A 19,887-nucleotide genomic window follows, 5' to 3' on the forward strand; every position below is an offset into this window, starting at 1 on the left:
CGAGTGTATGGCTAATTTAGCAGTTAGGGACTTGCGCTTTGATAATGTACCTTTTGGGCGAACGCAGTTCGCCCCTACATTGTGGACAAAATCCGTTACTGTAGGGGCGCAAAGCTTGCGCCCTCCGATCGATTGGGTATGGCTGGAATTGCCTGACATCGGAGATGGAGAGCAAAACTAAGGTAATCTGATTAATAGAGGCTGAAAATTACTGATTAGCCCTAGCATTACCCCCATTCTTCGCCATTATCGGCCGGTAAGTCCTAACTCCTCACTCCTCAATTCTTTTCTCAAATATGACTGCGATTGCTGCCCAGATAACTTCTATTTTACCCCCCGACACGACGGTTATTGCCTGGCCACAAGTGCCAAAACAGGAACAAGAAAGATTATCAAGGGCAATTAGGGGCAAAAGTCCTGAAATTCTAGTTTATCCCGCTAATACGGCCGCTTTAGTCTCTCTGGTGCGTTTTGCCAACGAAAATCGTCTGTCTTTATTGGCCTACGGTCAAGGCAGTAAATTAGATTGGGGTGGGTTAGTCGAGTCGCCCGATATTTTAGTCAGTACCCAAAATCTCAACCGGATTATTGACCATGCTAGGGGAGATTTAACTATAACCGTGGAAGCTGGGCTTAAACTAGCAGATTTACAGGCTTTTTTGGCTCCTAGCGGTCAATTTCTTCCTCTTGATCCCAGTTATGCCCATAATGCCACGATTGGCGGTATTATGGCCACGGCCGACGCGGGAACATGGCGGCAAAGATACGGTGGAGTCCGGGATCTGATCCTAGGATTCTCCTTTATCCGTCACGATGGCGAGATTGCTAAAGCTGGAGGGCGTGTGGTGAAAAATGTGGCGGGATACGACATGATGAAGCTATTTACGGGTTCCTACGGCACTTTAGGGATTATCGATCAAATTACCCTGCGACTCTATCCCGAAACCCCTAACTCAGAAACCCTGATAATCACTGGAAATAGCGAAAATATTAGTAAATTAAGTCAAGTTATTCGGCAATCGTCTTTAACTCCCACCGTGGCTGAATGTTTAAACCCAGGGATGACGCAAGCACTAGGATTAGGGGAAAAAGTCGCTTTACTGCTGCGTTTTCAAAGCATTCCCGAAAGTATTAGCGAACAATCGCAACAGGTGAGTTATTTAGGACAACAGTTAGACTGTCAGACCAATTATTATCGGGATGAGGAAGAAATTTCTCTAGGGCAAAGATACCGAAAAACAATCGATAATTATGACCAAGAGGGCAATTTTTTCGGCAAAATAGGATTATTACCCAGCAGTTTAGCTCTAGTTATCGACCAAATTAACGGACTAGCCTCGATTAATATTAGTAGTGGGGTGGGTAAAGTTATCTTAAAATCGGAGGAAAATCTTGACAAAATTCGCTCTTTATGCAGCGCCAATCAGGGTTATTTAACGGTGTTAACTGCGCCTCCATCGCTAAAAGAAAAAATTGAACCTTGGGGTTATACAGGTAACGCAATTACCACGATGAAAACCCTAAAAACTAAATTCGATCCTCAAGGCATTTTTAGTCCTGAACGCTTTCTTAACAAAATCTAATTAAAAATCATGCAAACCTCCGAACATTCCGTTAACTTTCAAGAATTAATCGACCAAAAAAATCAAGGATTTGACCCCAAGAATCCCCCCGCTCAAGAATTAATCGATAGTTGTGTTCACTGTGGTTTTTGTCTATCTACCTGTCCCAGTTATCGAGTTATTGGCAAAGAAATGGACTCCCCCCGGGGTAGAATTTATCTGATGAATGCCATCAACAAAGGAGAAGCAGTTTTAGACGAAACCACTAGCCAACATTTTGATACTTGTTTAGGTTGTTTAGCCTGTGTTAGTACTTGTCCATCAGGAGTACAATACGATCAATTAATCGCCGCAGTCCGTCCGCAGGTGGAACGCAATCAACCCCGCAGTTTTAAAGATAAAATTATTCGTTTTCTCATTTTTAATCTCTTTCCCTATCCCGTCCGTCTCAAATTATTTTTACCTTTCCTCTGGTTATATCAAACCCTGGGACTACAAACCCTAGTCAGGAAATCGGGTATCTTAAAAATGCTCTTTCCCCGTCTAGCGGCCATGGAATCAATTCTACCCAAAATTACTCTAAATTCTCTGTTTAAAAACTATGCCGATGTTATTCCTTCCCAAACGGAAAAACGCTATCGGGTAGGGGTGGTTTTAGGTTGTGTGCAGAGACTCTTTTTCTCGCCGGTAAATGAAGCGACAGTGCGGGTTTTAACTGCTAATGGTTGTGAAGTGGTTATCCCAAAAACCCAGGGTTGTTGTGCCGCTTTACCCGCACACCAAGGACAGGAAAAACAAGCGCAAAGTTTAGCCAGACAAATGATCGATAGTTTCGCAGCAACCGAGGTCGATTATATTATTATCAATGCGGCGGGTTGTGGTCATACTCTCAAGGAATATCATCATATTTTAGCCGATGATCCTGAATATAAAGATAAGGCTAAGGAGTTTGTGGCTAAAGTACGCGATGCCCAAGAATTTTTGGCAGCAGTGGGATTAACTGCTGATTTATCGCCGATTACCGAAACAGAATTAACCCTAGTTTATCAAGATGCCTGTCATCTTTTACACGGACAAAAAATCTCCGTGCAGCCACGGCAATTATTGCAAAAAATCCCCAATATTAACTTAAAAGAACCTATCGATGCGGCCTTGTGTTGTGGTAGTGCCGGAGTTTATAATATGCTACAGCCAGATACTGCCGATGAATTAGGTCAGCAGAAAGTACGCAATTTATTAAATACTGGGGCTGCGGTGATTGCTTCTCCTAATCCGGGTTGTTCCCTACAAATTAAAAAACATTTACAATTACAGGGAAAAGATACACCCGTTATTCATCCTATCGAATTATTAGATTATGCGATTCGCGGGCTGAAAATTGGCTAACTCCCACCATTTGAGTTGTGTTAGTGGTGTCAGGGAAGCAAAAGAAAACCCCACAGACAAAGACCTTGTAATGATAAAATCGACAATGGCGAGGGCTTGGCCATTAGTATTTTTTGCGTCGGACTAGCAGGAGATAAAAGCGTGACCTTTAAGATTGGTTTACTCGGTTTCGGGGTTGTGGGGACGGGAACAGCGAAAATCCTCCTTGATCCTTTTGGTCGTCATCCCGTACTCAAAGAGATTACCATTGGACGAGTGGGAGTTAGATCCCTAGATAAACCGAGAGAAATCGAGCTTTCTCCCCATCTGTTGACCACTGACCTAGAATCGATCGTTACTGACCCCGAAATTGATATTATTGTCGAATTATTGGGGGGTTTGGAACCAGCACGCTCTTTAATTCTCAAGGCAATCGCATCGGGAAAGCACGTTGTTACGGCAAATAAGGCGGTTATTGCCCGTTTTGGTGACGAAATCTACGCCAAAGCTAACGAAAAGGGGGTTTATGTCCTTCTAGAAGCGGCCGTGGGTGGTGGCATTCCCGTCATTAAACCCTTGAAACAATCCCTCGGCGCTAATCGTATCAGCAGCATTATGGGAATTGTCAACGGCACAACTAACTATATTCTCACGGAAATGAGCCAAAAAGGGGCAGATTTTAGCGAAGTGCTGGCCAAAGCTCAGGAATTAGGTTATGCAGAAGCGGATCCCACTGCGGACGTGGATGGATTCGACGCAGCCGATAAAATCGCTATTTTAGCCTCTCTGGGTTTTGGAGGTCGGGTAAAACGGGAAGATGTTTACTGTGAAGGTATCCGGCAAGTTAGCGCCGTCGATATCGCCTACGCTGATAGACTGGGATTTGTGATTAAATTATTAGCGATTGCGAAAGACACGGTTAAGGAAGATTCCGATACCCTAGAGTTGCGGGTTCATCCAACCCTAGTACCGAAAAACCATCCCCTCGCTAATGCGAACGGAGTCTATAACGCTATTCTGGTCGAGGGGGAACCCTTGGGACAAGTGATGTTTTATGGACCGGGTGCCGGTGGCGGACCGACGGCCAGTGCAGTAGTATCGGATGTGATGAATATCGTCGGAATTTTAAAAAGTAGTGGCAAAACCAAGGAACTTGACCCGCTTTTAAGCTGTGTTCACCAGCATTATTGTCAAATCGCCCCCATGGAGGATTTATCGACCCGTTTTTATGCTCGTTTTCTCTGTCGCGATGTGCCGGGGGTCATCGGTCATTTAGGTATGGCTTTCGGCGACCATGGGGTTAGTCTAGAATCCGTGGTACAAATTGGTATTAGGGGTGATTTAGCCGAAATTGTCGTTGTCACCCACGATGTGCGCGAGGGCAATTTCCGCAACGCTTTAGCGACAATAGAGTCTTTAGAAGCTATTGACAGTATTCCTAGTATTCTCCGAGTTTTGTAGTCAAGAAATCGCTTTTTTTATGGTCATGGGTCGGAGAATCAGAAGTGAGAAAATTTGGCTAAGTTTGACTAGCACAATTTGGTTTTTTTGTCTAGGTTTTTTGGGCTTAAATCAAAAATTAATTTTTGCCCAAGGGTCTGATAATGTTTGTCCCCTGCCGATTTTATCAAGGTTACAACGCCATAAAATCCAAGCGGGAGAAACGATCGCCTCCATCGCCGAAAAATACGCTCTTATCCCCGCAACGATAATTAAACTCAATCCGACTATTCTCAAAAATGGTTTGGCCCCCGTCGGGAAAGAAATCTTTATTCCCCCGATGAACGGCATTCGCATCGAAGCACCCCGGGGTTCCACTTGGCGCGATTTAGAAGCAGCCTATGGTATTCGTGCCGATATACTCTTTGAGCTTAACGGTTGTGGTCGCCGGCCGACAATAGTTTTTATCCCAGGCACCAATTGGTCCGCCGCCGGCAAGCGATCGGATTATACTGGATTAAGTTCTTATCCCTTACCCTTTGCCAGCACTGTCGGATTAGCCTACGGTTGGCAAAAAAGCCCCACGGAACAGAAAAATCTTTTTCATAGTGGTATTGATCTTCTCGCAGATGTTGGTACACCTGTTCTAGCCGCCGAGGATGGTCTAGTGATTTATGTGGGTCAGGAAGGGGCCTATGGTAATTTGGTAGTAATTAATCATTTAGGTCGCCGGCAGACCCGTTATGCCCATTTAAGCAGGGTTACAGTGAGAATTGACCAACGGGTACGAGCAGGAGACGTTATCGGTGCGGTTGGGACCACGGGACAACCGGATATTATTCCCCCCCATCTTCATTTTGAGGTGCGCTTAGATACTCCCGTCGGTTGGACAGCGCAGGATCCAGCTTTGCATTTGCCCCAAATTGGCCCGCAATAGGGTGTGGGGTGTGGGGTGTGGGGTGTAGGGTTTTACCGATTTTGAGGGGGTCAATTACCTAATTTTCAGGGAAAAAGTCCAGGGATTTTCCCCCCGATTACTCGCATATAATGTAAAGATTTATTAAATTGTAGCGTTTGATACAATGCGGGGGGGGGAAGCGTGTACCCTCTTGACTGTTAGGTTCGCTTGTCATTGTTTTGGGTTGCCCTATCGCTTAACCCAAATGGAAATGTCAGGCACTCAAATCATCTACCATTAACCCTTTTCTTTTCATGAAAATAAAACAACTCGGAATTGTCTCTGGAGTTGCCCTGGCGACTCTGGTAACGGCTAGTGCAGCACAAGCTGCTTTGGTGGTCGTACCCCCCGGCTTGAATCCGGGCGACCAGTATCGCTTGGTGTTTGTCACTGACGGCACACGGGATGCAACAAGCACCAACATCAACGACTACAATAACTTTGTTACCAACCAGGTAACAGGAAGCGCTCTTGCTACGCAATTAACAACGGCAGGATTTAACCTGGGTACGATCACTTGGAAGGCGATCGGTTCTACTTCCGCTACCTCGGCCAAAGTCAATACCGGTACTGATGGCAGTCAGCCAGATGTTCCCATCTACCTCATAGATGGCAACAAGGTCGCCAATAATAATGCCGATCTTTGGGATGGCAGCATCCAAACCTTTATTAATCGCACTCAGATAGACACATCTGGAACAGATTCTGTATGGACAGGCACTAATGTGGGTGGCTCCGCTCAATCCCCGTTGGGTAACTCGGGTTTTCCGCCTATGGTTACTATAGGTAGCCCTGTTCAAACTGACGCCTCGTGGATCAATATGATCGGTCTTAGTTCAAGTAACTCATACACTCTATATGGAATGTCCTCAGTCCTGACAGTGCCGACTCCAGCAGTCAGTGTCCCCGAACCCTCTAGCCTTCTCGGTTTTATCACACTGGGCGGTTTAATGTTAGGGGGTGCTGTCCGCAAAGCGAGGAAATAATGCCTACAAGGGAGAGGAGACGCGGGTTTCCTCTCTCTTTTTTGGGGGGGGTTTTATGGGAAGATCGCTATGGTGCAATCCCGATCATCATGAAACGAGACTCGATATTTTACCGGCTTTTCCAACAATCCCCCTCCCTTCTCTTCGATTTACTGGAAAACCCACCCGATAATGCCACCGAATACCGCTTTGACTCCGTAGCCGTCAAAGAACCCAAATTTGAGATCGATGGCGTATTTCTCCCACCTGATACTGATAGGAACGGGGTGATTTATTTTTGTGAAGTACAATTTCAAAAAGACGAACGACTCTATGAACGGGTTTTTGGTGAATCATTTTTATATTTCTACCGCCAGCGAGAACGATTTACCGATTGGCAAATTGTTGTCATCTATCCCACCCGTAACCTAGAACAAAGCAATGCTCATCCCTACCGATCGCTTCTCAATTGTGAGCAAGTACATCGAGTTTATCTGAACGAATTAGGGGAAATTCAGCAGTTACCCCTAGGGGTTGCCTTGATGGTACTCACTACTGTAGAAGAAACCCAAGCACCAGAAAAAGCCCGCTATTTACTGGCACGAACCCAAGAGCAAATTGTAGATACAGAAGCCAGTCGCGCCATAATAGAAATGATTGCCACAATTATGGTCTATAAGTTTACTAACTTGAGTCGGCAGGAGGTTGATACAATGCTAGGACTACAATTGGCAGATACAAGGGTATATCGTGAAGCCAAGGAGGAAGGTCGTCAGGAAGGAGAATCTGCGCTCATCCTGCGGCTCCTCTCGCGTCGGATCGGTGAAGTGACTCCTGAACAGCGATCGCAGATTCAAGCTCTCTCAATTAATCAACTGGAAGCTTTAGGAGAAGCTTTGTTAGATTTTACCAAACCGGGAGATTTAGAGGAATGGTTGCGATCGCATCTGTAGGTGAACTTGGTGTTAAAACTATTTGGTTGGGACTAGGAAGATGACAGTATATTAGCCAGACGTGGAAACTATCTGATCAAATTAGTTCCCCCATAGAACCCCCTTGAGCCATCTTGCACACTTTTCTCTCTTTGTCAAATTTTATGTTAAGAAAGATGTGACTAATGGATAGGGGGAGAAGGGGAAAAGCCAACCCAAGATTAACCCTGCACCATCACCGAGGCAGCGGCAGCCACACCGGCGCCGGGGGTGACACCTTCGACACCTAACTCGATTAAAGTCGCTTCAATGGCAGCGATAACCGTGAGGATATCCCTCTCACTGGCAAAACCTAAATGACCGATACGGAAGATTTTACCCTTGAGGTGATCCTGACCACCAGCCACAGCGATGTCGAACTTTTTATTGAGAGTCGAACGAATTTTTTCCGCATCTACTAGAGTGGGGGCCACCGCAGTAATCGCCGTGGAAGCCCAGGAATCCGCCGCGTAGAGGGGCAAATTCAGGGCCTGCATACCGGCCCGCGTCATCTTCGTTAAGCGTTGGTGACGGGCGAAAATTGCCGCTAATCCCTCCCTTCTCATCATTTGCAGAGAAGCTTGTAAACCGTACATCAGGTTAACTGGAGGGGTAAAGGGGGAACTATCCTCATCGGTGGCTTTTTTGTATTTGCCCAAATCTAGATAAAAACGGGGCAGTTTGGCGGTTTCGTAGGCTTTCCAAGCTTTTTGACTTACGGAAACAAAACCTAAACCGGGAGGAATCATATAACCTTTCTGGGAACCAGAACCGACCACATCTAAACCCCATTCATCGATGGGAATATGATAAGCTCCTAAACTGGTGACAGCATCGACGATGATTAAAGCTTCCCCGTGGTCTTTTACCGCTTTGTTAATGCTTTCCAAGTCATTGAGAACCCCGGTGGAAGTTTCCGAATGGGTGATAATTACCGCTTTGATGGCTTTTTCCTTGTCTTCGGTCAGTTTAGCAGTGAATGCCTCTGGATCTAGGGGTTTACCCCATTCTGCCTTAATGATATCCACATTTAAGCCGTAGGCTTTCGCCACTTTCGCCCAACGTTCCCCAAATTTACCATTATCCCCCACCAAAACTCGATCGCCGGGGCTGAGAAAATTAATAATTCCCGCTTCCATGACACCGGTTCCCGAAGCGGTTAACATTAAGACATCGCCACTGGTTTGATGCAACCATTTGAGATTTTCGGTTAATTCGGCGATTACCTTGCTAAAAGCACCCGTCCGATGACCGATGGGTGCTTTAGCCATAGCCAATAATACCGCTTCCGGCACTGGTGTGGGGCCGGGAATCATCAACATATTTTTATTTTCCATGGTTCGTCCTCTCTCGTTGGGCCATATTTAACAAAGATAAAAAACCAAATCTCGATCGCATCAATTCTGAGGGGATGATTTAAGATTCGGCAAACTCTGATTATATCCCGGCAGATAGCCTTGTCAGTTATCAGTGATCAGTAGTCGGGAATCAGGATTCAGGAGATAGGGTGATAGGGAATTGGGGTGATAGGGTGATGAGACAGCTTCCCCATCTCCCCAATTCCCCACTTCATAATTCATAATTTATAATTCATAATTCCCTCTCCCCACTTCCTAACTCCTATTCCCGATTTTCAAAGAGTTTCTGGATACCTGCGGCAGGATCGGGCAGTTTTACCAAAGATTCGCCGATTAGAACTGCATTTGCTCCCGCTTGTTTCACTTTCGCCAGATCTGTTGCTGTGTGTAATCCCGATTCGCTGACGATCAGAATACCTTTTTCTCGCACCTTTTCGCCCCTGGCTTCTAGTAATTGGCGAGTATTGTCTAAATCGACTTTAAATGTCTCTAAATTGCGGTTATTAATGCCGATTAGTTCGATTCCCTCAATGGCTAACACTCGATCGAATTCGGCCAGACTATGCACCTCTACCAAAGCTGTCATCCCTAAACCCTTGACAATTTTGACAAAATATGCTAGGTCTTGATCGCTTAAAATAGCGGCAATTAAAAGGACAGCATCGGCTCCTTTAGAGCGAGCGTAGTAGATTTGATAGGGATAAAGGATAAATTCCTTGCATAGTAGGGGTAAAGATACCGCTTGTCGGACGAGGGTAAGATTTTCGTAACTACCTTGAAAAAATTTACTATCGGTTAAGACCGATAAACAAGTGGCCCCTCCCTGTTCATAGGTACGGGCGATCGCTACAGGATCAAAATCTTCGCGGATGACTCCCTTGCTAGGGGAAGCTTTTTTCACTTCGGCAATCAAAGCGGGTTCGGTTTTACCCTGTTTTAAGGCGGCTAAAAAGTCGCAAGGTGGCGCAGTATTGGCTATTTTTTTGCGTAATTCCAATAAAGGCAACCGCTCGCGCAATTTATCGACTTCGATCTCCTTATGCCAAACGATTTCTTCTAAAATATTTTGTGGTTGTGCCTCTGGCACTTTCACCACATAACTCAAACTCTCAACTTTGACGGCAGGATTGGGGTGTTTTCTTCGGATCTGCATTTTCTCACTGTCCAGAGCTTAACAGTGATTAGTGTAACAGCGATTAGTTATCGGGAATTGAGATAGAGACGGGGAAAACCACGTCTCTACAGACATTTATCTAGACTTGTGTGGATATTGCCAATCTTCACCGAAAGGCTATTGCATAGCTTCGAGCGAACGTTCTAAAATTTGATCTTGACGTTTTTCGTCTTCTTGGCGATTTTCAGTTAATAAAACCCGCGCTTTTGCAGTTCCTGCCTCCCCTTCCCCTAAAAGCTCTTCTGTACGAGTTAAGACATTTTCTTCGAGCATTCCCTCTGCTTGTCGTTCTTGGGTTAAATTAAGACGTGCTTTTTCTTCAATATTCATAAATTTATCCTTGCCACAGGTGCGATCAACTTCTACCTTTAGTCTGACACAAATTTGCTATTCTGTATCATTAACTACAGAAAAATTTAGAATCTTATTAGTGAAACTGAGATTTAGGTATTTGTTCTCATTCCTCAAATGGACAGGGATCGATCGACCTAAAGCTATAAAATAAAACCTATGGAACAATTCCCCAGCGTAATCAAGCTTGTATATCGGGCGAATAATTATCGATTGCCTAAACCAACAGATTTCTTGACAGTATCCGACTCTATCGTAATATCCTATTTGCAGAGCTTATGACCAAAGGTAATTTAAACGATCTCATCCGTAAAGAAGCTAATAAAGAGGTAGAATCCCAACCCTCTCCTTCTCCCAAACGTTCTAAGGAAACTAACGCCACCCTACAGGCAAAAATTAACGACTTGACGGCAGAGTTAGAAAAAACCAAGAAAAATGGGCAAACTCTCCAAGAAAAAGTTATTTCTCTGGAAGAAGAACTTAAAGAAAATCTGGAACTCTCTGTCAGGTTACAGCAGTTACAACAACAGACCGAGCAGTTAGAATCTGTCCTCTCGGAAAAAACTACTTTGGTGGCAAAATTATCGAGCCAATTAAGTCAATCCCAGACGGAATTAACCGAGAAAAAACAGTTAATTGAAAAACTATCGAGTCAATTAAGTCAATCCCAGACGGAATTAACCGAGAAAAAACAGTTAATTGAAAAATTATCGAGTCAATTAAGCAAGACAGAAACAGAACTGACTGATAAAAAACAGTTAATTGAAAAATTATATAATCAAATTAAAACCCTAGAAAATAGTCCCACCGCCACCCCTGAACCGTCAGCAATTACCAAACCTGTGCCTAAGAAACCCAGTCTTTATAACTTTGAAATGGCCACTTTAGCCCGTTATATTGCCCCCAATCCTACCCCCACAGAGTTAACGGATTCCGATATCGGTTGGTTCGATTAATTATGGCTAGTAAAAACCAAGAACAACAACATCCACAGGAAAGAATCGATCGCCCGATTGTTGATCAGCTACTGCAATCAGAACCCAATGATTTAAACTTAGCTGAATGCGCTCGTTTACGCATACGTTATCAAAACTTTCCGGGGGCAAGAGAAATCCAAAGAGATTTAGATTTAATCCTAGAAAAATGGCAGTTAGATGAAGCGAGTTTATGGGCAAAAACTCGACAACTGCACAGTCACGGACAAGTGTATCAAATGCGTCAAACCGAGGAGCAACAGGATTGGAGTTAAATTGCAGCAGTTATCTTAAATGGTGCGAGAGGAAAAATCAAACCTATAATTTGATTTTATCTAATAATCTCTGAAACCGATTTTTGGGTTTGCTTGCTGGCGGATCTGTGGGGGGATTAGGATCATCTAGATAACGATAATATTTCCAGATATCCCAGTAGGGACATCCCGGTTCAATACGAATTCCTGCCCAATGTAAATATTTTAAGGGCTGATTTAATCTCGGATCGATTAAAATATTTCCCTGACGTTGAAAATGAGAACTTCTCCCCCAATTTCCCGCTTGACAACCCGGGACGCGGACAAGATTAAATCGATTGGGAACTCGTTTGAGAATGGTATAATTAATAATCGGTTGATCGGAGGTTTTTTGAGAAAAATCAAAATATTCTGGATGAGCGGCACATTCTTGAAAAGCACTATATAATTCCTGTTCTGAGAATAGATTCTTTTTACTAGCCCAAAAACCACCGTTAAACATTCCAGTTAGATCGTTTTCCGTGAAGATTCCTTGTTCTAAAACAATCGGATTAAAGACATCAGTAATCCCTTTTTTGTGTTGATAATCACAGCAGAGAAAATCGTAGGTATCGAGGAAATTTAGATTATCTATTATTTTTTCAAAAACCACGATATCGGTATCGATATAAAGAAATTGATCTAGTTCTCCAAACCAACACACCTGCTTGCGAAATTGATTAGGACGAGCAAAGAATTTTTCTCCAAAAATATCATATATTTTCTGTGCCAATTCTTCCACTAATTGCAGATCAGGATAGAGAATAACGCCATATTTTTCGGACAATAAATCGGCAATTTTTTGATAATTATTGTCGTAGGGAATCAAGATGACGGGAGAATCGGGATCGTACAAACGAATACTATTCATTAATGCGATCGCCTGCTCGATAACTCGATCATTAGCGGTAATGTAAATCCCTCGCTTCATAAATATCCTCGGGGTAAGAGTTAGAAATAATTATATAGCAGTTATCTTAATGGTGAAGTAGAAAGTTTTCCTTTTGGGGAGTCAGCCATCAGCTTTTTTCTCCCGATATCCCTGTTCACTGATCACTGATCACTGATAACTGAATAGCTGATCAGTCTTTCTCTGTCAACTCTTAAAGTTGATGCCTTTGCTTAAACAGTTTTTTCTTAAGTTTAGCCAGAGAACTCTGCATCCATAATTTTTTAAGTCGCAGGGGTTCTAAACCTTCTATATCAGCCAGATATCGTTTTTTAATATCAAAGAAATCATTAATTTCTCTTAAAATTGTTTCAAAACGTGGTAGTAATTTTTCGGGATGATAATCATCGAGAAAATTAGCCGGTAAAGAATTAACGGGAAAATTACGGGCATAATTAAGAATACGTTCCAGATCGTATTGAGTGGAATAAGCCCCAATTTTTTGACAATTGAAACCGGGATCGAGATAATCGGCTAGAGCGCTATTGACGCTAGAAAATACCGTACAACCACAGGCTAAAGCTTCCAGGGGCGGTAAGCCAAAACCCTCCGTTAAACCGTTTACAACCCAATATTCAGCCGAATCGTAGAGATAAACCCGACTGCGATTGAATAATCCCACTAAATCCTCCACATAGCTATCTAAAACCTTAACGCGACAGTGGGGACGGAGGGCGGGAACTAGACGATTGAGAAGATACTTTGAGGATTTGCGCCCCTGTACTAGGACATCGATATCCCTTTCTAAGCCTAAATTGAGAAATTCTGAGCCAATTTGATTAGGAAGATAGTAAATTAAAGCATTAGGAGCTTTTTCTCCCCAATACCCCATAGTATTACGGCTAACGGTGATAATTGGTATTTGGGAGGGTAAACGGAAGCCGTAACCTGTACTATGGGCATGATAGATGATATTATGCGATCGCAATCTTTGCACCAATTTAGGAACATCAAAACCCCAGCTAACCACAAAAATACTGTCATCCGAGCTTATTTTCGCGAGTATATCCTCTAAAAAAGGATAATTTAACTCTTTTTGACGATAAGTCACAATCTGGGCGGTACAAATTTGACTAGCCAAATTGACGGTTTTCATTTCTGCCCACAGTCCACCCCCACCAAAAGGAGAAGTAGTACCGGGCAAAAGAAAATAGAGGTTTCTCATCAAGATAATAGAAGTTTTGGTTAAGCGGTAGTCTGGAGACTTGGCTATTCTATACTTAATTATTAAGGTGTGAGGTATCTAAAGGCAATAGTCGATCAACCATAGATATTATTAAATTATGTTTGCCACTGATAAATACTTAGAATTATTAAAGCAATACCCTCCTCGTCCTATTGACAATGAGGAAGACTTAGAAATGATGCAGCAGGTTATTAATCGCCTGTTAGACAAACCCCAATTAACGGCAGAAGAAAGGGAATATCTAAATGTTTTAGGGGCTTTAATTTATGAGTATGAGGAAAATCAAGAGCCAATACCTGATATTTATGGACTTGAATTGTTGAAATTCATATTAGAGGAAAGAAACCTACAAAAGCAAGATTTGCTATCTATTTTTGAAAGCAAGTCAACCCTGGATGACATTCTTGATGGGCAACAAGAGTTAACTCCTGTCTACATTCAAAAATTAGCCAATTTTTTAAATATATCTCCTGATTTATTTTTTCCTAGTTAGTCACAAAAAATGCGTTAGACAGTTAAGCTTATTTCCTGTCTTAACGCATAGGTTAACAGACTAAATCAAAGCCCGATAACGCCCCAAAGCCAGTAAAGGAAAATACTGCTGATAGAAATGATATTTCAGGTAAAAATGACAGGGAAAACCTGTACCGGTGAAGTAATCTTCATCCCATGTACCATTTTCTTTTTGGGTAACAAGAAGATAGTTAACGCCCTTTTCGATTACTTCTCGCTGATAATTACCGGTGACTTTCCCGATGGCTAATAAACCGATTAATGCCCAAGCAGTTTGGGAAGCGGTACTATTTCCCTGTCCTTTAAATTTAGGGTTATTGTAACTAAAACAGGTTTCACCCCAACCACCATCAACATTTTGACAACTGCTTAACCAATTGGCTCCTTTTTGCAATTGCTGGCGATATTTATTCGGTTCCAGAAAAGCCAAAGCAGATAACGCCCCACTGGTTCCATAAATATAATTTACACCCCAACGACCAAACCAACTACCATCAGCTTCCTGTTCTTTTTCCAGATAATCCAAAGCTTTTTTAACTCGAATTTCCTCCATTTTAACATCACAAGTGCCTAACATTTCTAGAACTCTGGCAGTAACATCAGCCGTATTAGGATCGATCATTGCTTTTAGATCGGAATATGGCAAAGAATTAAGCCAGTTTTGATCGTTATCGATGTCAAAAGCTCCCCAACCACCAGCTTTACACTGCATAGTAGCCATCCAATTAACTGCCCGTTTCATCACAGCTTTTTTAATATTTTCATCGGGCATTTTAATTAACTCTAAAGCCATCACCACCACTGCCGAATCGTCTAAATCGGGATACCAGCGATTGTCAAATTCAAAAGCCCAACCGCCGGGGGTTCCGATTTTATTTTTAATCGCCCAATCGCCATAATCAAGAATTTGTTGATCGATTAACCATTGTCCCGCTTTAATCATAGCTGGATGAGCGGGATTTAGACCGGATTCAATTAGCGATCGAATTACCCAAGCCGTGTCCCAAACCGGCGACACACAGGGCTGTACACAATAGGTATTATCCGTCTGAATAGCAAAATTATCCACCGCTTTTAAACCGCGGGCAACAATCGGATCGTCAACATCATAACCTAGGGCTTTTAAAGCTAATAGGGAATTTAACATCGCCGGGATAATTCCCCCCCAATCGCCCGTGTCTTCCTGTCGTTCAATTACCCATTTTTCCGCCGCTTTCAGACTTTCTTGCCGGAAGGGAACTAAATTAGTTTTTTCTGCCCATTTAAACAGCCCATCTAACCAGAGGAAAACATCTGACCAATCGTTATTTTTTGGTAACTCATACTTGACATTATTCACCCCTTCTGTATAGAGTTCATCGAGATTAAAACCCATTTTATACACGGGTTTTTTGTCAAAAACAATTAATAAAGGAACCGTACTTCCCCGCGCCCAACTGGACATTTCATAGATAGTAAAAGGGAAATTTTCCGGCAGTAGCATGATCCAAGCGGGGATAGAGGGAACCCCCTGCCAATCATAACAACCAATCAAAGCGAGGTGCATTTTGGTGAAAATGCGGGTTTTACTGATGCCACCTTTAGCTAAGATAAATTCTCTAGCTTTTTCTAAAGCAGGATCATTAACGGGAATTCCCAATAGTCGCAGCCCCATGTAGGCTTCCACAGTGGTGCTAAGATCGCCACCATCCCCATAAAATAACTCCCAAGCGCCGTTAGGACACTGTTGCTGACGCAGATAGGTGGCTGCTTTGTCTAGGGGGCGATTTTTGTCAGTTTTCCAGATTTTGTGCAGTAAAATTGCTTCTGAGGTGATGGTGACATTAGATTCTAATTCTGCCCACCAGTAACCGTCAGAGTATTGGGTAGAAAGTAAATAATTTTGAGAAAGTTCGATCGCTTTCGCTGTTTTAGCGGCTATTTCGGTGATTTTGTCCTGAATCTGCATTTTTTCCGTTCGACAACCTCTAGGGACCACCAGTGCAAATAAGATAATCTTATTTACAAAGTTTTTAATAAGTAGGTAAAAGATAGGCTTTTGTTCCCAAGGAATCCAGTCAAGGAATTTGCTTTGGTTGCCAATTTCTTTTTTCTTTTGACTGATTACTGATAACTGATCAAGTACCCCCACCCCCCTGAAGACAAAAAGGGTACGAAACTCGCACCCCCACCAGATTGATCTTCATTTAACTTACTTTTTCTTTTTGCCTTTAGCGGGCGGATTATCCTTCGCTGCCGGTTCCGGGGCTTTTTCCTCCACTTGCGGGGCTGCTGCCACGGGTTCCGGGGCTTTTTGTCCCATTTGGGCGGCTACTTCGGCGGCGAAATCCGTTTCTTCTTTTTCGATCCCTTCACCTAGTACAAAGCGTTGGAAACGACGCACCTGAATATTTTCTCCCAAAGCGGCGATCGCTTGTTTAAGCAATTCGTCAATACTGATGTTCTGATCGCGGATAAAGGGTTGATCGAGCAGAGAAAGTTCTTTCAAACGTTTTTCAATGCGGCCGGCCACGATTTTTTCTTTGATATTATCGGGTTTATTGGCTAAATCGTCCCGTCCCATCTCAATTTCTTTTTCTTTGGCGGCAATTTCGGCGGGAATATCGGCCACTTTTACATATTCGACGTTAGGACAAGCGGCAATCTGCATGGCCACGTCATTAACCAATTTTTTGAACTCCTCGCGACGGGCAACAAAATCGGTTTCGCAGTTCACTTCCACTAAAACACCGATGCGGCTGCCGGTGTGGATGTAACTGCCGATCATCCCTTCTGCCGCTACCCGACTGGCTTTTTTCTCGGCGGAAGTAATCCCTTTTTGACGCAACCATTCGATCGCTTTAGTTATATCCCCCGCGTTTTCCGTCAGCGCCCTCTTACAATCCATCATGCCGGCGCCGGTCTTTTCCCTAAGTTCTTTAACCTGTTGTGCTGTAATTTCCGCCATAAAATTCCTAACCTACTGCTTATAATTGATCATGCCACGAGAGGGGCAGGTTTGACCGCTCGATAGGCTCGGAAAGTTTCCCCCCGAACCTAGCTGCGATCAATGGCTAATTTTCCCTAGTTATCGTCGTCTCCACTGGCAAATTCGGCGGCGTATTGGGAATAATCACCTTCTTCCTCGTACTCGGTTTCATTATCGTAGTCTTCCTCGTATTCTTCCACCGCTGCTTGACCACCGCGACGACCTTCGATGATCGCATCGCTAATTTTGCCTAAAATCAGTTTGACTGAGCGAATTGCGTCATCGTTGGCGGGAATCGGCACATCTACCAAGTCAGGATCGCAGTTAGTATCCAAGAGGGAGATGATGGGAATGCCCAATTTTTGGCATTCTTGGATAGCGTTGTATTCCCGACGCTGATCGACTACGACGACTAAATCCGGCAGCCGGCGCATGGTTTTAATGCCACCGAGGTATTTTTCTAGTTTGCCTAATTCCCGACGCAGTACCGATGCTTCTTTTTTCGGTCGTTTATCGAGGGCGCCGCTATTTTCTAATTCTTCTAATTCTTTGAGTCTTTCTACCCGGCCGCGAATGGTTTCCCAGTTGGTTAACATTCCCCCTAACCAGCGTTGGTTAACGAAGTGGCTACCGCTGCGTAAAGCTTCCTGTTTAATGATTGCTGCCGCTTGCCGTTTCGTACCGATGAATAAAAAGCGTTTACCGCTATCGGCTTCTCCTCGGACAAATTCGTAAGCTTCTTCGATTAATTGGGCAGTTTGCACCAAATCAATGATATGAACCCCATTTCGGGCAGTGTAGATGTACTGAGACATTTTCGGGTTCCAACGGCGCGTTTGATGGCCGAAGTGAACCCCAGACTCTAGCAATTCTGCGAGAGAGACAACGGGCATATTTTTCTCCTTATTCGGGTTTATCCTCCATCTAGGGCTGGATTTCTAGATTCCTAGAAACACCCGATCGCCTAGATGTGCGATTTTTGACAACTTTTCTAGTCTAACACGAAAGGGCGCAATTGCCTACCCGTAAATATTGGGTACTGAGGGCTTGCTACTGCAATTCCTCAAGTTTTTTCAAAACCGCTTCTGCATGGGCTTTTACCTTGACATTTGACCAAATATAGGCAATATTTCCCCGGGGGTCGATCAGGAAAGTGGATCGTTTAATCCCCATATATTCCTTGCCCATAAATTTTTTTAATCCCCAGACTTGATAAATTTCCGCCAGTTGATGATCGGGATCGCTCAATAATTGAATAGTTAAATTGTGTTTTTCAATAAAACGACAGTGGGACTTCTCTGAATCGGGACTAACTCCCAGAATTACCGCATTTAATTGCTGAAATTGCGGTGACAAAGCGGTAAAATCGATCGCTTCTGTGCTGCAGCCCGGAGTGTTATCTTTGGGATAAAAATATAAGACCAACCATTGACCGGCAAAATCTGCTAATTTACTAATTTCGCCTCTTTGGTTTGGGGTGGCAAATTCGGGGGCTTTTTGTCCAACTTCTAGGGTCATTTTTAGGAGTGTAAAGGCAAGAGTAAGAAAGGAGCGAGGGAGAGGGAAAGCAATAGCCAGACTTGATAGTTAAATCTGGGAAGTTCGGGGTTTTCTGACTCGACTAAAGCATCGATTCTCTCTAATAAACGATTATTTAAAGAATGATCATTGAGAGCGACACAGCAACTATCGGAGAAGTTTATTTCCGCTACTTGATTAACTTTTTCTGCCACTAAAAGCAGCGATTCAGCTAATAGTAAATAATCCACTTGTCCAGAAGCGTACTTATCGGCGCGTAATTCCCGTAAGAAGACCAATTCTGACCATAAATTCTCGCTATTGGGCAGCCAAGAAGACATCGATCGCAACCAACCTAACCAGAAAAACCAGAAAGTGTCATGATATTCTTGGTGAGCTTGTTCGTGGGCTAAAACTGCTTGTAAATGTTCTTGATCTAAGAGATTTAATAATCCTTGCGTCACAATTAATTCCGACTTCCAAAAGCCAACTCTGGCACTGTAGGGAAAATCCACTGCTAAAACTCTCGCTTTCTGAGCGGTGATTTTTTTGAGGGGATAACTGCTAAAATCCCGATGGGTTCGCCAAGTTTGATAGGAGAGTTTTATCAAACAAAATAGAGCAAAAACTAGCCAAATTATGGCACTAAAGTAACTAATTAAACTGGAGTTATAGCCTAGCATTTGCCCGCGATAGCCCATACAAACCACCGATATAACTGTCATTAACAGCAGCAAAGGCGGAAAGAGAAAGAAAAATAGAGTTATCTGCCAACGACGCTGATAGCTGGGCAGAAACCAACGTAAACCAATGGCGATAGTTAATGCTAGTAATAACATTGAACCGTGCATTAGCGTTCTCTCCGTTGTTGACGCAGGGTATCTAAACGAGAGGCGATCGCTTTTAATTGTTCGACACTAGCAGTATCGAGACTATCGGCAAAAGAAGCCACCACATCCGCATTACCAATAGCCAAAAAACGATGTAATTGTTCGTAGGCTTTAATTGCCTGTGCTTGTTCCTTAGAAACCATCGGTTTCCAGTAGAAAATCCGACCCTGTTTATAACAACTTAACCAGCCTTTATTAGTCAAACGACGCAGTACCGTAGTCACAGAAGTATAGGCCAGATCCCGTTCTGGATCCGCTAAAATGCGATCGTGGACATCCTTAACGCTAACGGGTTCCAATTCCCAGACAATATTGAGAATTTCCGCTTCTAGGGGGCCAAGGGATAACTGTTTTGGTTGATAGGTCGGCAATTGAGCCATAGTCACACAGAAATGAAGATTACTTTCCTGATCATAGCGGCGGATATCGATCGCCTGATAAAATAGCAACGA

General features: G+C 43.4%; 20 protein-coding genes. 9 read left to right on the forward strand and 11 right to left on the reverse strand.

The genetic code is table 11. The annotated features are described in order from the left end of the window. Positions 1–296: 296 nt before the first annotated feature. From LW728_RS05830 to LW728_RS05855, 6 genes are all read left to right on the forward strand, one after another. Complete coding sequence (locus tag LW728_RS05830; protein WP_287765657.1) at positions 297–1,583, forward strand: FAD-binding oxidoreductase; 1,287 nt, start codon at positions 297–299, stop codon at positions 1,581–1,583. A 9-nt stretch (positions 1,584–1,592) separates the two neighbouring features. After that, entirely contained in the window at positions 1,593–2,948 is a 1,356-nt protein-coding gene (locus LW728_RS05835; RefSeq protein ID WP_104396710.1) for a (Fe-S)-binding protein, read from the forward strand. Positions 2,949–3,089: 141 nt separating this feature from the next. Next, positions 3,090–4,388 carry a homoserine dehydrogenase gene (locus tag LW728_RS05840; RefSeq protein WP_043997934.1) on the forward strand — a complete coding sequence of 433 codons (1,299 nt, stop codon included), beginning with the start codon at positions 3,090–3,092 and terminating at the stop codon, positions 4,386–4,388. A 19-nt stretch (positions 4,389–4,407) separates the two neighbouring features. Beyond that, positions 4,408–5,304, forward strand: coding sequence for a LysM peptidoglycan-binding domain-containing M23 family metallopeptidase (locus LW728_RS05845; RefSeq protein WP_287765767.1), 897 nt, complete (start codon positions 4,408–4,410; stop codon positions 5,302–5,304). A gap of 275 nt (positions 5,305–5,579) precedes the next feature. Next, complete coding sequence (locus LW728_RS05850; protein WP_287665156.1) at positions 5,580–6,311, forward strand: PEP-CTERM sorting domain-containing protein; 732 nt, start codon at positions 5,580–5,582, stop codon at positions 6,309–6,311. Between the two features lie 89 nt (positions 6,312–6,400). After that, positions 6,401–7,243: an Rpn family recombination-promoting nuclease/putative transposase gene (locus LW728_RS05855; protein ID WP_287765661.1), complete on the forward strand. Its 843-nt coding sequence runs from the start codon at positions 6,401–6,403 to the stop codon at positions 7,241–7,243. Between the two features lie 200 nt (positions 7,244–7,443). Here LW728_RS05855 and LW728_RS05860 read toward each other — a convergent pair whose 3' ends face one another. From LW728_RS05860 to LW728_RS05870, 3 genes are all read right to left on the reverse strand, one after another. Continuing rightward, positions 7,444–8,598 carry a pyridoxal-phosphate-dependent aminotransferase family protein gene (locus LW728_RS05860; RefSeq protein ID WP_287670660.1) on the reverse strand — a complete coding sequence of 385 codons (1,155 nt, stop codon included), beginning with the start codon at positions 8,596–8,598 and terminating at the stop codon, positions 7,444–7,446. A 283-nt stretch (positions 8,599–8,881) separates the two neighbouring features. Beyond that, positions 8,882–9,772 carry an indole-3-glycerol phosphate synthase TrpC gene (trpC, locus tag LW728_RS05865; protein ID WP_287765663.1) on the reverse strand — a complete coding sequence of 297 codons (891 nt, stop codon included), beginning with the start codon at positions 9,770–9,772 and terminating at the stop codon, positions 8,882–8,884. A gap of 138 nt (positions 9,773–9,910) precedes the next feature. Continuing rightward, on the reverse strand, positions 9,911–10,123 hold the full coding sequence (locus tag LW728_RS05870) for a hypothetical protein (protein ID WP_004163897.1): 213 nt from the start codon (positions 10,121–10,123) through the stop codon (positions 9,911–9,913). Positions 10,124–10,422: 299 nt separating this feature from the next. Between LW728_RS05870 and LW728_RS05875 the strand changes: the two genes are divergently transcribed. Then, positions 10,423–11,100, forward strand: coding sequence for a hypothetical protein (locus LW728_RS05875; protein WP_287765665.1), 678 nt, complete (start codon positions 10,423–10,425; stop codon positions 11,098–11,100). Positions 11,101–11,102: 2 nt separating this feature from the next. Beyond that, positions 11,103–11,393, forward strand: coding sequence for a DUF3288 family protein (locus LW728_RS05880; RefSeq protein WP_004163895.1), 291 nt, complete (start codon positions 11,103–11,105; stop codon positions 11,391–11,393). Positions 11,394–11,436: 43 nt separating this feature from the next. On the opposite strand, the gene LW728_RS05885 is transcribed toward LW728_RS05880, so the two are convergent. Together LW728_RS05885 and LW728_RS05890 are read right to left on the reverse strand one after the other, a co-directional pair. Further along, entirely contained in the window at positions 11,437–12,342 is a 906-nt protein-coding gene (locus LW728_RS05885) for an Npun_R2821/Npun_R2822 family protein (protein ID WP_287765667.1), read from the reverse strand. A gap of 172 nt (positions 12,343–12,514) precedes the next feature. Further along, positions 12,515–13,525 carry a glycosyltransferase gene (locus LW728_RS05890; protein ID WP_287670669.1) on the reverse strand — a complete coding sequence of 337 codons (1,011 nt, stop codon included), beginning with the start codon at positions 13,523–13,525 and terminating at the stop codon, positions 12,515–12,517. A 118-nt stretch (positions 13,526–13,643) separates the two neighbouring features. Here LW728_RS05890 and LW728_RS05895 point away from each other — a divergent pair, with 118 nt between their 5' ends. Beyond that, positions 13,644–14,039, forward strand: a complete 396-nt coding sequence (locus LW728_RS05895) for a helix-turn-helix domain-containing protein (protein ID WP_287765669.1) — start codon at positions 13,644–13,646, stop codon at positions 14,037–14,039. 60 nt (positions 14,040–14,099) lie between these two features. On the opposite strand, the gene shc is transcribed toward LW728_RS05895, so the two are convergent. The 6 genes from shc to LW728_RS05925 all read right to left on the reverse strand — a co-directional run bounded on the left by shc (position 14,100) and on the right by LW728_RS05925 (position 19,884). Then, on the reverse strand, positions 14,100–16,007 hold the full coding sequence (gene shc / locus LW728_RS05900) for a squalene--hopene cyclase (RefSeq protein WP_287765671.1): 1,908 nt from the start codon (positions 16,005–16,007) through the stop codon (positions 14,100–14,102). Positions 16,008–16,250: 243 nt separating this feature from the next. Continuing rightward, the gene (gene tsf, locus LW728_RS05905) at positions 16,251–17,006 is read right to left on the reverse strand and encodes a translation elongation factor Ts (RefSeq protein WP_002753383.1); all 756 of its coding nucleotides are present in this window, start codon (positions 17,004–17,006) and stop codon (positions 16,251–16,253) included. A 116-nt stretch (positions 17,007–17,122) separates the two neighbouring features. Then, a complete protein-coding gene (rpsB, locus tag LW728_RS05910) occupies positions 17,123–17,920 on the reverse strand; it encodes a 30S ribosomal protein S2 (protein ID WP_043997933.1) in 798 nt (265 codons plus the stop codon). A gap of 157 nt (positions 17,921–18,077) precedes the next feature. Next, positions 18,078–18,545 carry a thioredoxin-dependent thiol peroxidase gene (gene bcp / locus LW728_RS05915; RefSeq protein WP_149985767.1) on the reverse strand — a complete coding sequence of 156 codons (468 nt, stop codon included), beginning with the start codon at positions 18,543–18,545 and terminating at the stop codon, positions 18,078–18,080. 2 nt (positions 18,546–18,547) lie between these two features. After that, complete coding sequence (locus LW728_RS05920) at positions 18,548–19,396, reverse strand: M56 family metallopeptidase (protein WP_287670674.1); 849 nt, start codon at positions 19,394–19,396, stop codon at positions 18,548–18,550. Next, positions 19,396–19,884: a BlaI/MecI/CopY family transcriptional regulator gene (locus tag LW728_RS05925; protein WP_002777269.1), complete on the reverse strand. Its 489-nt coding sequence runs from the start codon at positions 19,882–19,884 to the stop codon at positions 19,396–19,398. Before LW728_RS05925 ends, LW728_RS05920 begins: the two co-directional genes overlap by 1 nt. Positions 19,885–19,887: the final 3 nt, after the last annotated feature.

The organism is Microcystis sp. 49638_E5 (genome assembly GCF_021300285.1).
GTDB classification, from domain to species: Bacteria; Cyanobacteriota; Cyanobacteriia; order Cyanobacteriales; family Microcystaceae; genus Microcystis; species Microcystis aeruginosa_C.

Excerpts from the sequence above, each read along its gene's own strand:
- LW728_RS05830 (WP_287765657.1), top strand. The coding sequence starts at position 297 with ATGACTGCGATTGCTGCCCAGATAACTTCTATTTTACCCCCCGACACG.
- LW728_RS05835 (WP_104396710.1), top strand. The coding sequence starts at position 1,593 with ATGCAAACCTCCGAACATTCCGTTAACTTTCAAGAATTAATCGACCAA.
- LW728_RS05845 (WP_287765767.1), top strand. The coding sequence starts at position 4,408 with ATGGTCATGGGTCGGAGAATCAGAAGTGAGAAAATTTGGCTAAGTTTG.
- LW728_RS05850 (WP_287665156.1), top strand. The coding sequence starts at position 5,580 with ATGAAAATAAAACAACTCGGAATTGTCTCTGGAGTTGCCCTGGCGACT.
- LW728_RS05855 (WP_287765661.1), top strand. The coding sequence starts at position 6,401 with ATGAAACGAGACTCGATATTTTACCGGCTTTTCCAACAATCCCCCTCC.
- LW728_RS05860 (WP_287670660.1), bottom strand. The coding sequence starts at position 8,598 with ATGGAAAATAAAAATATGTTGATGATTCCCGGCCCCACACCAGTGCCG.
- trpC (WP_287765663.1), bottom strand. The coding sequence starts at position 9,772 with ATGCAGATCCGAAGAAAACACCCCAATCCTGCCGTCAAAGTTGAGAGT.
- LW728_RS05870 (WP_004163897.1), bottom strand. The coding sequence starts at position 10,123 with ATGAATATTGAAGAAAAAGCACGTCTTAATTTAACCCAAGAACGACAA.
- LW728_RS05875 (WP_287765665.1), top strand. The coding sequence starts at position 10,423 with ATGACCAAAGGTAATTTAAACGATCTCATCCGTAAAGAAGCTAATAAA.
- LW728_RS05880 (WP_004163895.1), top strand. The coding sequence starts at position 11,103 with ATGGCTAGTAAAAACCAAGAACAACAACATCCACAGGAAAGAATCGAT.
- LW728_RS05885 (WP_287765667.1), bottom strand. The coding sequence starts at position 12,342 with ATGAAGCGAGGGATTTACATTACCGCTAATGATCGAGTTATCGAGCAG.
- LW728_RS05890 (WP_287670669.1), bottom strand. The coding sequence starts at position 13,525 with ATGAGAAACCTCTATTTTCTTTTGCCCGGTACTACTTCTCCTTTTGGT.
- LW728_RS05895 (WP_287765669.1), top strand. The coding sequence starts at position 13,644 with ATGTTTGCCACTGATAAATACTTAGAATTATTAAAGCAATACCCTCCT.
- shc (WP_287765671.1), bottom strand. The coding sequence starts at position 16,007 with ATGCAGATTCAGGACAAAATCACCGAAATAGCCGCTAAAACAGCGAAA.
- tsf (WP_002753383.1), bottom strand. The coding sequence starts at position 17,006 with ATGGCGGAAATTACAGCACAACAGGTTAAAGAACTTAGGGAAAAGACC.
- rpsB (WP_043997933.1), bottom strand. The coding sequence starts at position 17,920 with ATGCCCGTTGTCTCTCTCGCAGAATTGCTAGAGTCTGGGGTTCACTTC.
- bcp (WP_149985767.1), bottom strand. The coding sequence starts at position 18,545 with ATGACCCTAGAAGTTGGACAAAAAGCCCCCGAATTTGCCACCCCAAAC.
- LW728_RS05920 (WP_287670674.1), bottom strand. The coding sequence starts at position 19,396 with ATGCACGGTTCAATGTTATTACTAGCATTAACTATCGCCATTGGTTTA.